Raw genomic sequence first — 15,787 nt, 5'->3', positions numbered from 1 at the left:
TGGGTATTACATGCCAGGATGCCGTCTCCTCTGGTGTTACTGGAAATTGTGTACAAACCAATAAACGACTTTCTGATGAGGTTTTTAAAGTAAAGGGGGATTTAAATGTCTGAAACCGCCAAAATTAGCACGCGCCAATTGGCCATATTGGCGACATTCTCCACCGTGGGGGATTCTATTTTGGTCTTGCCAGCGATTGTCGCTGGTGAAGCCAAGAAGGATGCATGGATTTCTACCATTTTGGGTTTAATGGTTGGCTTGCTGGTCATCCTTTTGTTCGTTTACGTAGGAAAGTTCAACCCCAAATTGGGCTTGGTTGAATTAAACGAGCGTATTCTTGGAAGATGGGTGGGGACGGTTATTTCTTCACTGTTTTTAGGATACGCTTTACTTTCGATGGGGGCACACCTAAGGGAGCTGGGGGATTTCACCGTAACCCAGGTCATGCCAGATACCCCCATTGAAGCGGTTGTCATTCATTTTAATCCTTCTCCTAGCAATTATGGGGGCAAGGCTGGGTCTTGAAACCTTCACCCGTGTTGCGGAGATCTTGTTTCCCTGGTTCATGTTGCTATTCGTCGTTTTTGTTGTATCACTTATCACGGCGACCGATATGCACAAAATACTGCCGGTGTTCGATCAGGGGCTTAAGCCTGTCTTCCGGGGGGCGATCCCCGCCGCCGCCTTTCCTTTTATGGAATTGGTCTTGTTTATGATGTTATTTCCAAGCATGAACAGAGCAGAGGAGATGAGGCGGGGGATGCTGCTTGGGGCGACATTAGGGGGGATCATTTTAATCATTACGACCGTCTTGACCATACTAGTCGTCGGTGCTGTACCATCCGCACGATATGCATACCCGGGGTACGCTTTGGCAAGGAGAATAAATATAGGGGATTTTTTTCAGAGGGTTGAAGCCATCTTGGCCCTTATGTGGACCATTACGTTTTATTTTAAGATCATGGTGTATTTCTAGCCTTTAATCGGGGACTAGCTCAGATGCTAAGAATTAAAGATTTTCGCATGTTGTTGTTGCCATTAGGTATGATCCTTATTGTGCTCCCCCTTGTGATCGCTCCAAACATCGCCTACTACAACAATCACATAGTTAACTATTGGCCGTATTTGGATGTAACGTTCAGCGTGTTACTGCCTTTATTGCTGCTTGTCGGATATGCCATCCGGAAAAGAGTGTAATCCGGGAAGTCTGATTTTGAAAAAGTCATATTTTATATGATGATCTTGAGGAGGGTGAGTATGGAAAGCCTTACATCTGTAGGACAAAGTGTGCCAAGAGTGGACACGGAGGATAAGGTTGCGGGTAGGGCAAAGTTTACCCATGATCAAACAAGGCCGGGGATGTTACATGCAAAGCTCCATACGAGTCGCCAAGCACATGCCAAAATCAAATGTATCGATACATCCGATGCCTTGCGTTCGTCGGGGGTGCAGGCGGTACTTACCAGTGATGCGTTTCCACATCCTGTGGGTCCGCTTTTGGCAGATCGACCTCCGCTCGCTATTGGTAAAGTGAGGTATTACGGTGAACCAATCGCTATAGTCGTTGCCAACACGGAACACGAGGCAAAGAAAGCAGCAGAGCTCATCCATGTGGAGTATGAAGCACTCCCCGTCGTCAATTCGCCGAGTAAAGCTTTACAAAGCCATGCGCCTTTGGTGCACGAGGGGAAGAGTCAGCCCCAAATTACAGGGGTCTACCCGGTCTTTGGCACCAATATTGCGAATCACACGAAAATCCGTAAAGGGAACATGGAAACCGGATGGTCCGAAAGCGATGTTATGATCGAAACGGATGTTTCGTTTGGGCCATCTGATCACGCTGCTTTGGAGACCCGTTGTGTGAGGGTAGAAATTATGGCAGATGGGCGCGTTATTGTACATTCTGCAAGCCAGGGGCCCTATGTCATCCGAAAAATGCTGAGTCAATTTTTCCATATTGATATCGGCAAAATTACGGTGCATACGCCGCTAGTCGGTGGAGCCTTTGGGGGAAAAGGTGCTGTGCAGCTTGAGTTCCTAGCATATTTAGCTTCTAAAGCCGTTGGCGGACAAATGGTGCAAATAGCAAACAGCCGGGAGGAAGACTTAATCACTTCTCCTGTTCATATCGGACTTGAGGCTAGGGTAAAGCTCGTCGCGACAAAACAGGGGCGGTTGAACGCGGCACAGTATCGTTTTCTGTTTGATGGGGGGGCTTACTCGGATGAGGGAGTCGGTGTGAGTAAGGCGGCTGCGGCCGATTGTACTGGCCCGTACCGTATTGACCATGTTTGGTGTGATTCATATTGTGTTTACACCAATCACCCCTATGCTACATCGTTCCGGGGATTTGGCCACCCGGAACTTACCTTCGCCATGGAAAGAGCGATGGATATCCTAGCTAAGAAACTGAATATGGACCCCTTGGAACTGAGATTGAAGAATGCGATCAGTCCCGGGGATACAACGCCAACCCAGGTTCTTTTAAATGCAAGTAATGTGGGTGATTTGCCGGCCAGTATTGCACGATTGAAATCGTTGATCGAATGGGACGGGGGGCAACGGGTTGAACATAAAGATGGGAAGATAATAGCCAGGGGGATCAGCTGCATTTGGAAAACGTCAAGCACGCCTCCAAACGCGGGTTCCGGAGCTATCCTTACGTTTAACCAGGACGGCAGTATAAATGTAAATACTGCCGCTCTAGAACTCGGGCAAGGCGTCAAGACCGTTCTCGCGCAAATCGTGGCGGAAAAGATGAAACTAGAAATAAATAAAATCCATGTCACGATTGACGTTAATACCCAATACGATCCTCATCAATGGAAAACAGTTGCGAGTACCGGGACCTATTTTGCAGGCCGGGCGGTTCTCGCTGCCGCGGATGATGCGATTTCACAACTTCGCAGAATCGCCGCTATCGTCCTCAAATGTTCCGAGGATGATTTAGAAGTTGCGGGTGGTAAAGTATGTCTAAAAGACAGCCCCGATCTCTGGGTCGATATAAAGGACATTGCGCTGGGTTATAAATACCCGAATGGCAATTCGATTGAAGGTGAAGTTATCGGGCGTGGCTCGTATATTGTCAAACATTTAACGCCGCTTAATCCCGAAACCGGATTTGGTAAACCAGGTCCCCAATGGGCGGTTGGTGCCCAAGCCGTGGAGGTCGAGTATGATCCTCGGGATCACACCTATCGGATTATGAAGGCGGCTACTGTACTCGATGCGGGCAAGTGATTAACCCCCAAGCAGCTATCGGACAAATGAGGGGTGGAATGTATATGGGGTTAAGTTTCGCCTGCAGCGAAACCCTCTCGTTTAGCGAAGATGGGATGGTACTGAACCCACAACTGCGCACCTATAAAATGTTGAGATTCGGCGAACAGCCCCAATATAAAGTCGATTTTGTGGAAACTCCTTTTAAGGAAGGACCTTACGGGGCAAGGGGGATTGGAGAATACGGGGTCATCGGGATGCCAGCGGCGCTTGCGAATAGTCTTTCTGTGGCTGCCCAAACGGAATTAACTCATCTACCGCTGCTCCCGGAATTGATTTGGGAAAGCCTGAAGGGGGAACATCCATGATTCCGTTCGATTTCGAATATTACAATCCGACTTCTGTTAACGAGGCCCTTCAGACATTCTTGGATCTCCAAGCAAATAACAAGCGAACGCTATATTTCGCAGGTGGCACGGAATTCATCAGCAGGCAAGGTTAGGACAAATTGCCGCCGATGCCGTAATTGACCTAAAAGGGATCCCCGAATGCAATGAACTGGAAACTCGACCGATGAATTTATTGTGCAATTCCTGGTCGCTGAACATGATGCTGGACTTCCGTTCATCAGCTTGAAAAAGACAAGATTTTCGAAAGTTGACTACCCCCTGGTCTCTCTCGCGGCCATCCACAAAGAAAATCAAATTCGAATCGCACTTAGCGGTGTGTGTGGATATCCCTTTCGTTCGAAGCCAATGGAGGAAGGGTTGATCGATTCGGCGCTATCGATTAAAACAAGGGTTGAACATGCGCTTCGTTATTTGCCCGGCCCGATTGTGAGTGATTTCCATGGATCAAGCAAATATAGGATGTTCGTTAGACATATGTACAAAATCCTAATTTTGTGAATATAAACTTGGAGATTTAGATGTTAGATAGCGGTCATAAGACATAGATGAGTATATAATTCGATCTATGATTATGTAATCCAGTGATTATCCCTCTTTCGTTCTTCAAATCAAAGTGCTGGGAAGCTTTGTCATCCTAATCGGTCTATTTCTTACCTTTTTTAGGGAATGGAGATATTCGATCCTATTTACTTATCTAACACATTTCTTTCAGACCTCTTTCATTGAAAGTCTCCAACGTAAGTGTAGTACAGTAGGAGATTCTCACTCGTGGTCGTTATGAGATACGACAGACATTCATCAGCATTTTCCACCCAGTTATTAGGCAGTGTCGCGGCAATATTCACATCCTCGAATCGCTCACGGTATCGCTCGATTGCCGCAAAATGCTCCCTCATGGATGGGTACCGACTACCGGTTGGTGCAGGAAGATGAAGGTGGGGAAATACTTCGCAAAAGAGACCCGTCGCACGCGCATCATCCTCAATTGATGACAACGGTGTGCCAGGGTCGGCACCTTCTAACAGGGCCACGCCCCATTCATCGTCTGCATCTAGGACATGAATCGCCCCCCGGCCCTCATAACCACAAGGAAGCAGTTGCCGCATACGCGGAGGCTATTCGCCTTAACTTTCCAGAACGTCCTTTGTTTGTGATTACTGGGGACCGCGTATCGGTTCAAAAGCGGAAAGCGATCGTGAAAGAGCTCCAGAAGCATCCGGACGCCATTCTCTTGTCCACGCAGCAGAGTCTGAGCAGTAGCATGAATATAGGGTTCATCGACAAAGTCATTATCGCTGAGCTCAGTTGGAACGATGCCTCGATGTCCCAGTATTACTTCCGCTTTATTCGCTTTAACAGCGAAAATGACAAGGAAGTTCATTTCGTCACCTATGAATCGAGCATCGAGAGCAATCTCCTAGGCCTCATCCTTGCCAAAGAGCGTCTGAATCTGTTTATGAAGAATCAGGAGCTTGATGATGAAGAACTGTACGACAAATATGGCGTGCATTTTAATCTCCTCGACCAGCTCATGGTTAAAGAGAGAGATAAGGACGGCAATGTTTCGATCCGCTGGGGAAAGCAAATGATCGTCTAATGGCTGTATTCGCGAATTTATCTGTACTTTTCTCAACTTGTGTTGAGTTGGGGATGGTGCGTTTTTATTGTTGAACAATGGACGTCACAGGTATGGTATAATTAGATGTGAGGTTGATATCAATGAGTAGACATGAAATCGAGATTGAAATTGACGAATTAACCCCTTGTTTAATCCATCGGGAATCTGGGGAATATTATAAGACAGTCGTCGAACCATTAAGCAAGTCGGATTTACCGATGCTAACAAAAAGGCATGGTTGGGGTAACTTCGATTGGAGCATAGAACATGCTGCCCCCAATCGTCATGTCTACAAACTTAGGGTTGAAGGATCAGACGTAATCCAAGGACTGATAAGTTTTGAAATCACCCAAGGGTATGTCGATGTCTTTCTAGTGGAAAGCGCCCCGTGGAATATTGGGGCTGTCACAAAAGAGTTTGTTGGTGTAGGCGCTCATTTATTCGCGATCGCTTGCAAGCATAGTTTTGAGCTGGGATTTGATGGTGTCATTGCATTCACGTCAAAAACCAACTTGATAAGCCATTACGAAGACACTTTAGGCGCCATTAGAATCGGCGGTCATTTAATGACTATTGAGACAAGTGCAGCATATAAACTTGTTGAGCGTTATTTTGGAAAGGGTGAAGCCAAATGAGCAAAGAGATTATGGATGCTTTTGAGAAAATGGCTGATTTGGGGAATGGTGTTCTTGCAATCCCTCCTCATAACGAGAAAGAACGTAAAGAACGTGATCGTCTTATGCAGGAGTATTTGCGTAACCGCACTACTGAAAAAAAGGAGTCACTTCATAAGTAGACTTAACACCGGTCAAATTCAACCGATTATTGGGAAACCGAAAAACGTGAAAAAGCGAGCCCCCGTTGTCTTGGGGGCTCGCTTATTTTGTTATTTTGATGGATCCGGCTTAATACGCTGTGAACATTGACCATTTCGAGAACGACGGTAGATGGCATGATATAGCGGCAATAGGCTTTTCAATCAGGAATCGGTTTATAGCTCTTCGCTTCCGTTTGATATGTACTGGGGAGACCCTTGGGAGAGACTGATTAAAAAGAGCATTTCACAGAAATGCTCTTTTCTGGTTTCTCGAGATTGCCAACCGTGTTTCTTGAGCTAAAACAACTACTGATATACAGGGGATGTCCGTAATGGGTTTGTTTCTCGAAAATGAAAGTGTTGGCTAAAATTAAAATACAGAGAACTCTTTTGGAAGATGTGTGAATGAGGGGGTTAAGGAGGTGTTCGATCGGGGCTAATAGCGTTGCTCTGATTTAATGAACGTTCGAGAGAGACAGGACTTCTATATACCTAAAAAAATCGTAGTTCCTATGCTAGCAGGGTATTCATCCCAAATTACTGGTGAAAGGTATCCTGCAATAACTCTAAAGGTAGGCGAAACCATTGAGATTTACTTTTCTAAAAACCGCGATTTTAGCAGTAGCCATATTAGCCATCACAGGAGTTCAAAATGTATTGGCGGATGGCTGGAATCTATCAATGTCAATTACAGATAAGCAAGCGGAGACACTTGCAGGATCCTTTCATAGTCATGTAAAACCTGGAACCGCGCAAACGTATACCGTTACTGTAAAGAATTCTGATCCCCCAAAAAGCATCAACCTTTTATCTGTACCCTACGGATGTGATCCCCGCATTAAATGGGGGCATTGGTTTTAAATACTACGGGGAAGTGGGTTGATGTCCAGCCTTAAAAAGTAACCCTTAAGCCCAACGAATCTAGAAATATCACCTTCCAAGTAAAAATACCGGAGAACGTAAAATACGGACAATATATTTCCTACTTCGCTTTGCAGGAGTTCAAAGGCGATGCAATTGTTCAGGATGTCGGAAATTCGTCTCTATCGACGGATATCACTACTAAAATCGGGATCCAGATTATTTCAGACTACAAATCTGTTTTTAGCTAAAAGTGTCTTATCTTTTTCCAGACTTGATCATCAGTATTTAGCCAATGGTTTACTAAGACTGTCTGGCTTTGTGAAAAATGATGATGGAACAATTCTTGCTAGGCCTGACGTTAATATCGAGGTATTCGATCAGGATAAAAACGAACGAGTTTTTGGCAGCTCGATGAAAATGGGTTCTGTCTATGGCTCAACCGAAGCAGAAGGAGAATTCTTGATAACAGATAAGTTTTTGCCCGCAGGTAATTATAAAGTGCTCCTTAAAGGGCAGTGGAACGACCGGGTCTTCTCCAAGACACTCTACTTTAACTTGGATAAGTCGGATGTCAATAAGGCACAGCAGTCACTGCCCGATCAAAGCATGGTTACCGTCGTCAATCAAAACAGTACTTGGCCGATCTTTGTGATTTATATTTTGGCTATAGTCATTATTTTTCTTCTGATCCTAATTGTCTTCAAGCGGCGATCTAAAAAGAAAGACACTGAAAGGGGTGGTCGTCATGTGAAAAAGAATAGTGGAAAGATGACATTAAATTAAAAGCGTAAATAAAAGGGAGGATTTCGAATTATGAAGAAAATGAGTTCGCTTCTGTGCGGTGTAGCATTATTGTTTTCAGTCCCTTTGGCAGCGTCTGCAGGTCCGGTGGATGTTCAGACTCCAGAAAGCCAGTTTAGCTTGGTCGGAGGTGAGTTGAAGTTTAATGCCCGGTCGTATTTGATACAAAGCAAATCAACAGCAAGGATTGGAAAGGAAGCACGGTGTCAACAGATATCGGAGTTACGGATGACTCTGGCCGAGCTGCTGGTTGGACACTTACAGTATCAGGTGGGGATTTTGAAAGTCCTGAGCTACCTGATCCAACATCCGGTGGAAAAGGGACGTATGTGTTATCCTATCCGGTATCCAGTGTTGAAGTTCGGATAGGAAACGTGTACGTGAACAGTGGACAAGACATTGACCCAGTCCACGGTCTGTTTGCCAGGGACTCTTCTTATCTACTTCTCCGCAAACGATTTTTAATGCTGATCCTGGTTATGGAATGGGGGACCCTACATTTGCTCTTACGGCTCCTAAAACTGTGACAGTATCCAAATCTCAGGGAGAGGGGTCATCATATCAGGTAGGGGATACAGTGGGGGCAGTGGCCACTACATATAAAAACAGATTGACTTACACCCTTAGCACTGGAATTTAATCCTTATAATGACTGTCTATCTGGTTATTATTGTCGTATTGATCGGCACAAAAGGAAGTCCTGGTCTGCCGCTGTTTTTACTGAGCAACCTTACAATATCAAGAACTAGAATTAACATGTATAATATTTATGAATTAAGTCTTGCTTTGAAAGAGAAATAGGCATAAATCCCGAGGGAGGTACGAACAGGTCATTATTAAAAGTATTGTAGTTTGAAAATCTATCTTAGACTATAGCAGTAAAGATTTCGAGCAGCTTATGATCGAAGTCGTGATATCCTGCAGCAATCGCCGGTTGATGAAGAGGTGCTAGATAGTAAATGAATATAGGTGACTGGGTAATTGTTCAAATCGGTCTACCGGGAAATCCTTATGGTGGATATGCCGGCAGAGTGGTGGCGATCTACTGCCATCATGCCAAAATCCAATTCGTTTTACGTCCAACGGGGTTCCTAGATCAATCATTTGAGCGGTGGATTCCTCTCTGGGACATTCGGTTGGTTACTACAAAGGAGTATTTTACTTGGCTGAGGTATGCATCATCAGTTCAAGGAGCTTAAAATACATAAAGTCTAGTAACATCAGCATTACAAGGAATTAAAAGGCCAAGAGATGATATCTTCGGCCTTTTTGTTTTATTACGATATATCGATGATTGAGGGCAACGGAATATCGGCAACCTGGAGGGAGCTTTTTCAGATGCGGGCATTAATAAAGTATGGGGAAAGTACCGGGAATAAGGAAACCGAGCAGGAGGGTCAAAACATAATTATGCTACTGAGGGTTACGCCGGACTCATGACTCATATCAACTAATTCGAATCCTCACACAGACCCATGGAGTGGGGACTCTGGACTCTTTCTGTTTTATTTCTTGATTCAGTCGATGCTTGATATAACTGAGGTAACACGAATTTTCTGTACGGATGCAAGAAGGGTGGGACTGGAATTGTCAGAGGACATTGATAAGGTATTCACGAACGATAGTAAATCAAAGAAGAGAACCGCAAACGGCTCTTTTGGCAGGGTTAGGGATTTGAGCTGGGAGATATAATAAATTTGATCCATCAAATATCATGAAAGACCTTAGTTTGAAGAACTACAGGGAGGAGTGGAATTATTATGACGCGAGTGGCCAACTCTCAACCGACGAATAAGCGATACATGAACGGTGTAATCGAAGCTTTTCAAAGAAAACAAGGATCGAACTGAATCATGCAAAAAGTCAATTCCTGCGATACTATCGACCTGTAAAACGGAATTGGAATTTGAACCCGACGTCGAAGAATTTGCCGATAAAATCATTAATATCAACCGTATCGTAAAGCATACTCGAAATAATGAAGGCAGCCCCCCTCAATTCAGTGGAAAAGGAACAATTAAACAGAAGTTAAGTTTTCGGCTGCGATAAAACTTGGTCAATCCTCAGAATCTGTTCATGCCCTGGTAAACACAGCAACAGGGAAGAAGTTGAAACACGCTATATTAGTGCATCGCTAATGAATTTAGAAATCAGAGGTAGTCCGTGACGATAAAGTTCTGGACTACCTCTGTGTTGTTTTTAATGTGCAAATTGTAATGGACCGCTGTTATCGAAAAGCAGTTTGACCAGTAGGTTGTCTCGATTAATTCTGATATGGTTTGCATAAATTTCCGTTCTAAGCTGCAAACCATTTGAATCTGAGTTGAGGGATTGGTATGGATCATAAATCGGCTGTCTAGTTCAATATCCGACGTTTCGACGGCAGGACGTTACCTTCTCCTCTCCGGTAAATACGGTGGAATTGGCACATTTATGGTTGATACCGGTATCTCCAGACACTTTCCAATTTGAATATCGTATGGTGAAGTTAATCGGTTTGCTTTCTGCAAATCATCAACAGAAATGCAGTATTTATTGGCCAACGATTGTAAAGTATCCTCAGCAGTAACGATATGCTGAGATCGCATTTTTTCAATTTTGCATGCTGATTGCTTAAATGAAGGCTGCTTGGATAATGGGTCCGTAAAGTCAGCCGTTAACTCATTCGCCGCTTCCCGTCCTTCCCAGCTGCCAAAGTGAAACGGAACAAATACTAATCCTTTTTGTGCTACATTTCCAATTCTTGCAGGGACCTCAATCCATCCGCGTGGTGAGGAGATACGCACAAGTTCTCCAGGTACAAGGGATAGTAACTGCGCATCTACCTCATTAATTTCCACATACCCCCGGGGAGCAGCAATATGCAAAAAGGGCGAGCGTGCAGTCTTTGTCCTTGTGTGCCAGTGCCAAACAAGCCGTCCTGTTGTCAGCCACATTGGATACTTTTCCGTAGGCGACTCAGCCGGAGGTAAATAGGTGATTGGATACAGGATTGCCCGGCCATTGGGATTTTTCTTTTCATATTCCTTTTTTGTTAAAGGCCGTCCTGTGAATTGATGTTTAGTGAAGCTTTGGGTGTATTCCGTTTCTGTAGGAAATTTAAAATCCGTATATAGTCTGGTTGTACCTTCAGGATGCTCATCATTGACCGGCCAGCGGAGGCCGTTGCACCTTTCTAATTTCTCGTAAGTAATCCCGGTCATATCACAAGGCCGGCCCTGCGAGACCTTCTTCCACTCTTCAAAGCATTCTTCTGTGGTTTTGTAAGCAATTAACGGATGTCCATCACGGTCCTTCAGGCCCATACGGTTTGCAAAATCCAACAATATTTCGAAATCCGTTCTTATGCCTCCAGGAGGGTTGACGGCTTTTCTTAATAAATTGATTGTTCGATCCGCATTCTCCATGACCCCCTCTTTCTCTCCCCATAAAGCTGCTGGAAGTAAAACATCCGCGACAGTTGCCGTCTCCGTTAAAAAAGGATCCTGTACCACAACGAATGTTTTTTCAAACGCTGCTCTGGCTCGGCGCCTGTTTGGTAGAGAAACCATAGGGTTGGTACCAATATTCCAAAAGAAGCCGATTCTGCCCATTTCCATCAAATCAATCTGTTCCTCAATCCCTTTTTCCGGTCCAACCGGAAGTTTCGCTTCATCGACATTCCATAGCCTTGCGATCTCTTTTATATGGGATGGATTGGCTGGATTTCGATGAGCCGGAAATGTCCCCACTCCGCCAACTGTCCGGTTGGCAGACGAACTGGGTTGTCCTGCCATATGGAATGGCCCGCAGCCTGGCTTGCCAATTAAACCTCTAATCAAATGCATGTTGTTGATGGCAACACAAGCTGTTGTTGCATCGGCGCTTTGGTAGACTCCTTGCAGCGTGGTGGTCACAAGAGATGGCGTTTTCCCTAATCTATGTGCTGCATTGAGGAGTATGTCCACCGGGATCCCTGTTGTCATCGACGTCTTCTCCGGTGTCCAATTATTTGTGGATTCTTTCATTTCTTGAAACCCAACTGTATGCTTTTCAATAAAGATTTTGTCAACCCAGCCATTTTTTAGAATCACATCCGTTCAAATAGAACGGTGCCTGTTTCCGCTACATTATGTCCAAACAACATCAGCGTGTCAGTTTCATCAATGTCATCAAAGGAGGTTGGACTGCCGTCCGCGCCAAATGATTGAAGAAAGCACAATTCGGTAGTAGCTGTACAAAGCCGGGTATTTGCATCAAGCAAATGAGTATGCAGGCCGGCCCTGCCAATTTTTGCGATGGTGTAGTAGTCCTCTAATAAAGCTTGTCCGGTGGAATAAATGGCGATACTAATGAAATCTTATGTTAAGAGAAACGAAAGGGCGATTTCTTCATTCTGCAGAAATTATCATGTGGGAGTAAACTTTGATATGAATACCAACCAGTTTACGGTTACTGATGGTAAGATCGCATCATTATTCATAACATATTTATTTTCAAATAGAATGGCTCAAAATATCGAAGGTGAACTTGTTTATTATAAAACATTTGGGAAATTACAAAAGGCAGCTGCGGTTATTAAGTAGAGAACAATTGCAACAATATACTGGGGGGTGTCCAAGGTATACTTCATATTTTATTTCTTTTACTTGTTTGGAGCTCAGTTTCCACTGTTTTTGTTATTGATAATAAGAAATATAAATAATAACAGTAGTAATATGTTCATGTATATGTTTATAACTTCGATGATCGTACTTATTATTTTACTAGCTTTTGCAAGGATCCGAATTGCAGTTAATAACAAGCCAAAATCAAGTATAGTTATAAATTCAGAAAATTTAGCCAACGCAAAGGAGCAGCGCGGGCTTATTGTGTTTTACACAAGCAGCAACTTGTTGCAGCATATCATGATTATTTGACGGAACAAGGGATTACACCACAGAAATCATTCTTGGTTCAATTTTAGAAAAGACCACCATTTACCGGATGGCCTTTGACTTTCATTTACAAATGGTCTTTTAAGGCCTATTCTACTTGTATTTTGCCGGATTCATCTACCCAAAATACTTGAAATGGCATGGACTTTTTCAGCCATTTAATTCGGGGTATCAAGTTTTTGTAAGTAGTAAAACCAACAGGTAAAGCAATGCCTAGCTGAGCCTCAGGATTTTCGTCGTGGTAGAGGAGGAGATCAAAGATTGCATTTGAAAACCAGTGACGAGCCTGATTATGCTGGCTTTTTTGTGGGTAGCCCTTTACACTTATCTATAGTTCGCTACCACTTTTTGAAGCAATGATATCTTTTCCTGATGAACGGGATATTGTATCCGCAACACTGTGAATTGTGTATCCATTTAATACAAGGTACCTTACAACTTTACTTTGCACATTGCCTTCCCAGTACCACGGGGTGTTTTCGCTGTTTAGTTTTACTGACCGCAGTGAGTCCAGTTTTTCGCCAGATGTTTTTACTTCGTTGAGGAATTGATTTATTATTTTGGATTTATGGCAATGCTCGCATATTCCCTCATATCGTTTGATTATTGAAGCTTTGCTAAGAGAGCGGCAAATAGAGTAAACTGTTTGTCTTGGCTTAACATTAGCAGAGTTTGATAAGCAATCATCACATAACGTTGCATGTGTTATTGAAGAAAGTATTTTATCTTTATTGGACATTGACATTTAAAACCTCCTAGATCAAGATCATCTCATTGAAAATATTATAATTCAAAATATCACTGAGTTTCATAATTCACTTGGGGTTTACATCTAAGATTCTCCGAAACTAATATTGACTGATGATAAAAATGTAAATAAAAATGGATGGAGGACAAATATGGTGAATTTTGATCGGGCGAAAGCTTCAGTGGGTTTATCTAATTTTGTTTTATACTACGAGGATTATCGTAAATATTTTGAACAGCCTACTGCTTCGAACAAGGCAACTTGACCAGAAGTTATTGATTTCAAATCCAAAAGCGTCGTCAATTGGTGCACAGGTACCAGAATAAACTACACAACTATCATTTTCTCTAATAAGTGGGAAAAGGAGATGCTAAAAGCAGCTATTAACTCAAGTCATCCGAGCGTGACTGCAGCCATAAAGACTAAAGCGAAGGAGCTATTGAAAAACCTTTAATCTATATAGATTAATTAGTAAGTTTTGACTGATCAGAGTAATCTTCACTCCCCAAAAGGGTAGTAGAAAAAGTGGGTCCGCCCGCAATTATTGTATAATTACATATATGAATAACTGGAGAAAGGGGGAGGACCGTGGCAAGAACGAAGGCTTTGATACGAATGAGATCCTTCATAAGGCTATCAACATCTTTGGGAATCGCGGCTATGAAGGCACCTGGTTACCGGATTTAATCACTGGACTGGGCATTGCCCGTCAAAGTACATACGATACGTATGGAACGAAGTGGGAGTTGTTTTTCGCAGCAGTCAAGCACTATATGGATCAGAGAATCAGGAGCTGAGGAAGCATTGTGAAGGGCCTGGAACGGTGGTTGACAAGGTGGAGCTTGTCTTCACTACCATCATTAAGGTCCTAATGGACCCCGAACAGCGCCTGCAATGCTTCATTATTAGCAGCGCATCGAGCAGGCCCCTCATCATGAGGAGCTGGCTGCTTATTTGCAGGCGAATACCGAACTGTCGGAGCAGATCTTTTACACGATGCTGGAACATGCGGTGACAGGAGGGGAAATAAGCACCGAGGTGAACATCTGAGACCTTGCCCGTTTCCTCGTTCACGAGCGGATCGCTCTGATAACGTCAGCCAAGCTCGGAATGGATGAGCCGAAGCTGCTTGGCATCATGCAAATGGTACTGTCCGTCTTCCGGACGATGCAAGGCAGCTAAGCGGTGCTTTTTGGTTATCCGTTGAAAACCATGTCTTGTTCAGCGAAATGAATTGTTCAAGGGAACGCGGCTCTCGCCCGTTACACGAAGTAACGTGTCCGTAACGTGATCCTCCATTCCTTTGAGGCGGATGCCGACATCCATACCGGCCAGGTATTTGGCATAGCTTTCCGGCAAGCCGGAGGCCTTATGCCGCTCTGTAAGTTGCTCTGGTGTGATATGGATATGCTTGGCGTCCAGGCCGGTAACGCTGCGAATGACTTGGGCCACATCGCCATAAGTGAGGGATTCCGGGCAAGTAATGATAAGCTCCCATTATAGGATTCCTTGTCGGTTAGGTAAACTGAACTTTCAATTGCCCATAGTTCTTGAAACTTATAATCTGAACATGCATTGTAACCAATCGTAAAGGTGCGATAAGATGTTAGTTGTTAAATCTATAAGGGATTTTCCTCTTCAGGAGAGGCGGTATGTCGTAATAATACGGACGTACTGGATGAACTTATGAAAAGTGGAGTCCGTATTCAGTGATCAGAACAATCAGAAACGGTTGAATAAACTTGTTATCAACATTCAGTTATTCTTGAGCTAAAGCGTTCAAGGCTAATGGATATGTGTCTGAATGAAAAAATAGACAGGGCTACCTACGAGCTGAAGTTCGAAGGACTGGAGACTTCGCTTACTGAATCACTTGAACAAAAGGAGCCGTTAGAGCAATCTGCACAAGAAGAAATCGACATGGGAAAACGGCTTAAACGTTTCCGCAAAGTGTTCAAACGAATGAAATTTTATTCTCATTTGACCGTAACGTATTTGAAAGCATTTTCGATAAAGTGATATTGGGGATTACTCCGGTTCTGAGAACCCGAATCCGTACAAGTTGACCTTTGTATATAAAACAGGTTTTCAAAACACTGTCCAAGGCAAGGCTTGTAAGCATAACAAGTCCTTGAATAATGAAAGGGGGAATTTGCATTCCTTTTCCGAGCACAGTGCTCAAGGACCATTATAACTGAGACGAATTGGCGGAAGCAGCAAGAGGGGCAGCTCTTTTTTTGCATATCTGATGGTTGTGAAGGAAAGTCGGTCATATGAGATTACTCACTTGGGATTATTCTTTAACGAGTGGGCTTTTGCCCATTTTTCTTCCCTGTAACTGGGTAGATGCATAGGATACATGGTCAATAAGAAAATCACTGAGAGGAGTATGAG

The 15,787-nt window shown here is 43.8% G+C and carries 14 protein-coding genes and 1 pseudogene; 11 read left to right on the top strand and 4 right to left on the bottom strand.

Translation table 11 applies throughout. The features are described 5' to 3' along the window. Window positions 1–105 precede the first annotated feature (105 nt). The 3 genes and pseudogenes from EHV15_RS08370 (at window position 106) to EHV15_RS08360 (ending at window position 3,587) form a co-directional block, all read left to right on the top strand. The gene (locus EHV15_RS08370) at window positions 106–525 is read left to right on the top strand and encodes a GerAB/ArcD/ProY family transporter (RefSeq protein ID WP_128630817.1); all 420 of its coding nucleotides are present in this window, start codon (window positions 106–108) and stop codon (window positions 523–525) included. Beyond that, on the top strand, window positions 503–976 hold the full coding sequence (locus EHV15_RS38275; protein ID WP_128630816.1) for a GerAB/ArcD/ProY family transporter: 474 nt from the start codon (window positions 503–505) through the stop codon (window positions 974–976). Before EHV15_RS08370 ends, EHV15_RS38275 begins: the two co-directional genes overlap by 23 nt. A 281-nt stretch (window positions 977–1,257) precedes the next feature. Continuing rightward, a pseudogene (locus tag EHV15_RS08360) lies at window positions 1,258–3,587 on the top strand (xanthine dehydrogenase family protein molybdopterin-binding subunit). Between the two features lie 761 nt (window positions 3,588–4,348). On the opposite strand, the gene EHV15_RS38270 reads toward EHV15_RS08360, so the two are convergent. Next, a complete protein-coding gene (locus tag EHV15_RS38270) occupies window positions 4,349–4,735 on the bottom strand; it encodes an aminoglycoside phosphotransferase family protein (RefSeq protein ID WP_128630815.1) in 387 nt (128 codons plus the stop codon). A gap of 44 nt (window positions 4,736–4,779) precedes the next feature. Between EHV15_RS38270 and EHV15_RS08345 the strand changes: the two genes are divergently transcribed. From EHV15_RS08345 to EHV15_RS08325, 6 genes are all read left to right on the top strand, one after another. Continuing rightward, window positions 4,780–5,226: a hypothetical protein gene (locus tag EHV15_RS08345; protein ID WP_178075800.1), complete on the top strand. Its 447-nt coding sequence runs from the start codon at window positions 4,780–4,782 to the stop codon at window positions 5,224–5,226. 122 nt (window positions 5,227–5,348) lie between these two features. Further along, window positions 5,349–5,882, top strand: a complete 534-nt coding sequence (locus EHV15_RS08340) for a hypothetical protein (RefSeq protein WP_128630814.1) — start codon at window positions 5,349–5,351, stop codon at window positions 5,880–5,882. Further along, window positions 5,879–6,043, top strand: coding sequence for a hypothetical protein (locus EHV15_RS36425; RefSeq protein WP_178075799.1), 165 nt, complete (start codon window positions 5,879–5,881; stop codon window positions 6,041–6,043). Before EHV15_RS08340 ends, EHV15_RS36425 begins: the two co-directional genes overlap by 4 nt. A 606-nt stretch (window positions 6,044–6,649) precedes the next feature. Then, window positions 6,650–6,925, top strand: a complete 276-nt coding sequence (locus EHV15_RS08335; protein ID WP_128630813.1) for a hypothetical protein — start codon at window positions 6,650–6,652, stop codon at window positions 6,923–6,925. 150 nt (window positions 6,926–7,075) lie between these two features. Continuing rightward, window positions 7,076–7,711 carry a hypothetical protein gene (locus EHV15_RS08330; RefSeq protein WP_128630812.1) on the top strand — a complete coding sequence of 212 codons (636 nt, stop codon included), beginning with the start codon at window positions 7,076–7,078 and terminating at the stop codon, window positions 7,709–7,711. 30 nt (window positions 7,712–7,741) lie between these two features. After that, window positions 7,742–8,098: a hypothetical protein gene (locus EHV15_RS08325; RefSeq protein WP_128630811.1), complete on the top strand. Its 357-nt coding sequence runs from the start codon at window positions 7,742–7,744 to the stop codon at window positions 8,096–8,098. Window positions 8,099–10,119: 2,021 nt separating this feature from the next. On the opposite strand, the gene EHV15_RS08320 is transcribed toward EHV15_RS08325, so the two are convergent. Beyond that, window positions 10,120–11,694 (bottom strand): molybdopterin-dependent oxidoreductase, encoded by a 1,575-nt coding sequence (locus tag EHV15_RS08320; protein WP_331848512.1) that lies wholly within the window; start codon window positions 11,692–11,694, stop codon window positions 10,120–10,122. A gap of 444 nt (window positions 11,695–12,138) precedes the next feature. Here EHV15_RS08320 and EHV15_RS36420 point away from each other — a divergent pair, with 444 nt between their 5' ends. Beyond that, window positions 12,139–12,294, top strand: a complete 156-nt coding sequence (locus tag EHV15_RS36420) for a hypothetical protein (protein ID WP_178075798.1) — start codon at window positions 12,139–12,141, stop codon at window positions 12,292–12,294. A gap of 679 nt (window positions 12,295–12,973) precedes the next feature. On the opposite strand, the gene EHV15_RS08315 is transcribed toward EHV15_RS36420, so the two are convergent. Then, window positions 12,974–13,390, bottom strand: coding sequence for a hypothetical protein (locus tag EHV15_RS08315; protein ID WP_128630810.1), 417 nt, complete (start codon window positions 13,388–13,390; stop codon window positions 12,974–12,976). A 563-nt stretch (window positions 13,391–13,953) separates the two neighbouring features. Between EHV15_RS08315 and EHV15_RS38265 the strand changes: the two genes are divergently transcribed. After that, window positions 13,954–14,190, top strand: a complete 237-nt coding sequence (locus EHV15_RS38265; RefSeq protein WP_128630809.1) for a TetR/AcrR family transcriptional regulator — start codon at window positions 13,954–13,956, stop codon at window positions 14,188–14,190. A 424-nt stretch (window positions 14,191–14,614) separates the two neighbouring features. Here EHV15_RS38265 and EHV15_RS08305 read toward each other — a convergent pair whose 3' ends face one another. Then, window positions 14,615–14,845, bottom strand: a complete 231-nt coding sequence (locus tag EHV15_RS08305) for a Rossmann-fold NAD(P)-binding domain-containing protein (protein ID WP_128630808.1) — start codon at window positions 14,843–14,845, stop codon at window positions 14,615–14,617. Between the last annotated feature and the right edge of the window lie 942 nt (window positions 14,846–15,787).

This window comes from Paenibacillus oralis, from assembly GCF_003863965.1.
GTDB classification, from domain to species: Bacteria; Bacillota; Bacilli; order Paenibacillales; family Paenibacillaceae; genus Fontibacillus; species Fontibacillus oralis.
The sequence above is the reverse complement of the archived record's forward strand: the minus strand, read 5'-3'. Positions and strand labels throughout refer to the sequence as shown.

What these genes read in the sequence shown, in the direction of transcription:
- EHV15_RS08370 (WP_128630817.1), top strand. Translation starts at nt 106, where the DNA reads ATGTCTGAAACCGCCAAAATTAGCACGCGCCAATTGGCCATATTGGCG.
- EHV15_RS08330 (WP_128630812.1), top strand. Translation starts at nt 7,076, where the DNA reads ATGCAATTGTTCAGGATGTCGGAAATTCGTCTCTATCGACGGATATCA.
- EHV15_RS38265 (WP_128630809.1), top strand. Translation starts at nt 13,954, where the DNA reads ATGAATAACTGGAGAAAGGGGGAGGACCGTGGCAAGAACGAAGGCTTT.
- EHV15_RS36420 (WP_178075798.1), top strand. Translation starts at nt 12,139, where the DNA reads ATGAATACCAACCAGTTTACGGTTACTGATGGTAAGATCGCATCATTA.
- EHV15_RS08340 (WP_128630814.1), top strand. Translation starts at nt 5,349, where the DNA reads ATGAGTAGACATGAAATCGAGATTGAAATTGACGAATTAACCCCTTGT.
- EHV15_RS38275 (WP_128630816.1), top strand. Translation starts at nt 503, where the DNA reads ATGGGGGCAAGGCTGGGTCTTGAAACCTTCACCCGTGTTGCGGAGATC.
- EHV15_RS08325 (WP_128630811.1), top strand. Translation starts at nt 7,742, where the DNA reads ATGAAGAAAATGAGTTCGCTTCTGTGCGGTGTAGCATTATTGTTTTCA.
- EHV15_RS08320 (WP_331848512.1), bottom strand. Translation starts at nt 11,694, where the DNA reads ATGACAACAGGGATCCCGGTGGACATACTCCTCAATGCAGCACATAGA.
- EHV15_RS36425 (WP_178075799.1), top strand. Translation starts at nt 5,879, where the DNA reads ATGAGCAAAGAGATTATGGATGCTTTTGAGAAAATGGCTGATTTGGGG.
- EHV15_RS08315 (WP_128630810.1), bottom strand. Translation starts at nt 13,390, where the DNA reads ATGTCAATGTCCAATAAAGATAAAATACTTTCTTCAATAACACATGCA.
- EHV15_RS38270 (WP_128630815.1), bottom strand. Translation starts at nt 4,735, where the DNA reads ATGCGGCAACTGCTTCCTTGTGGTTATGAGGGCCGGGGGGCGATTCAT.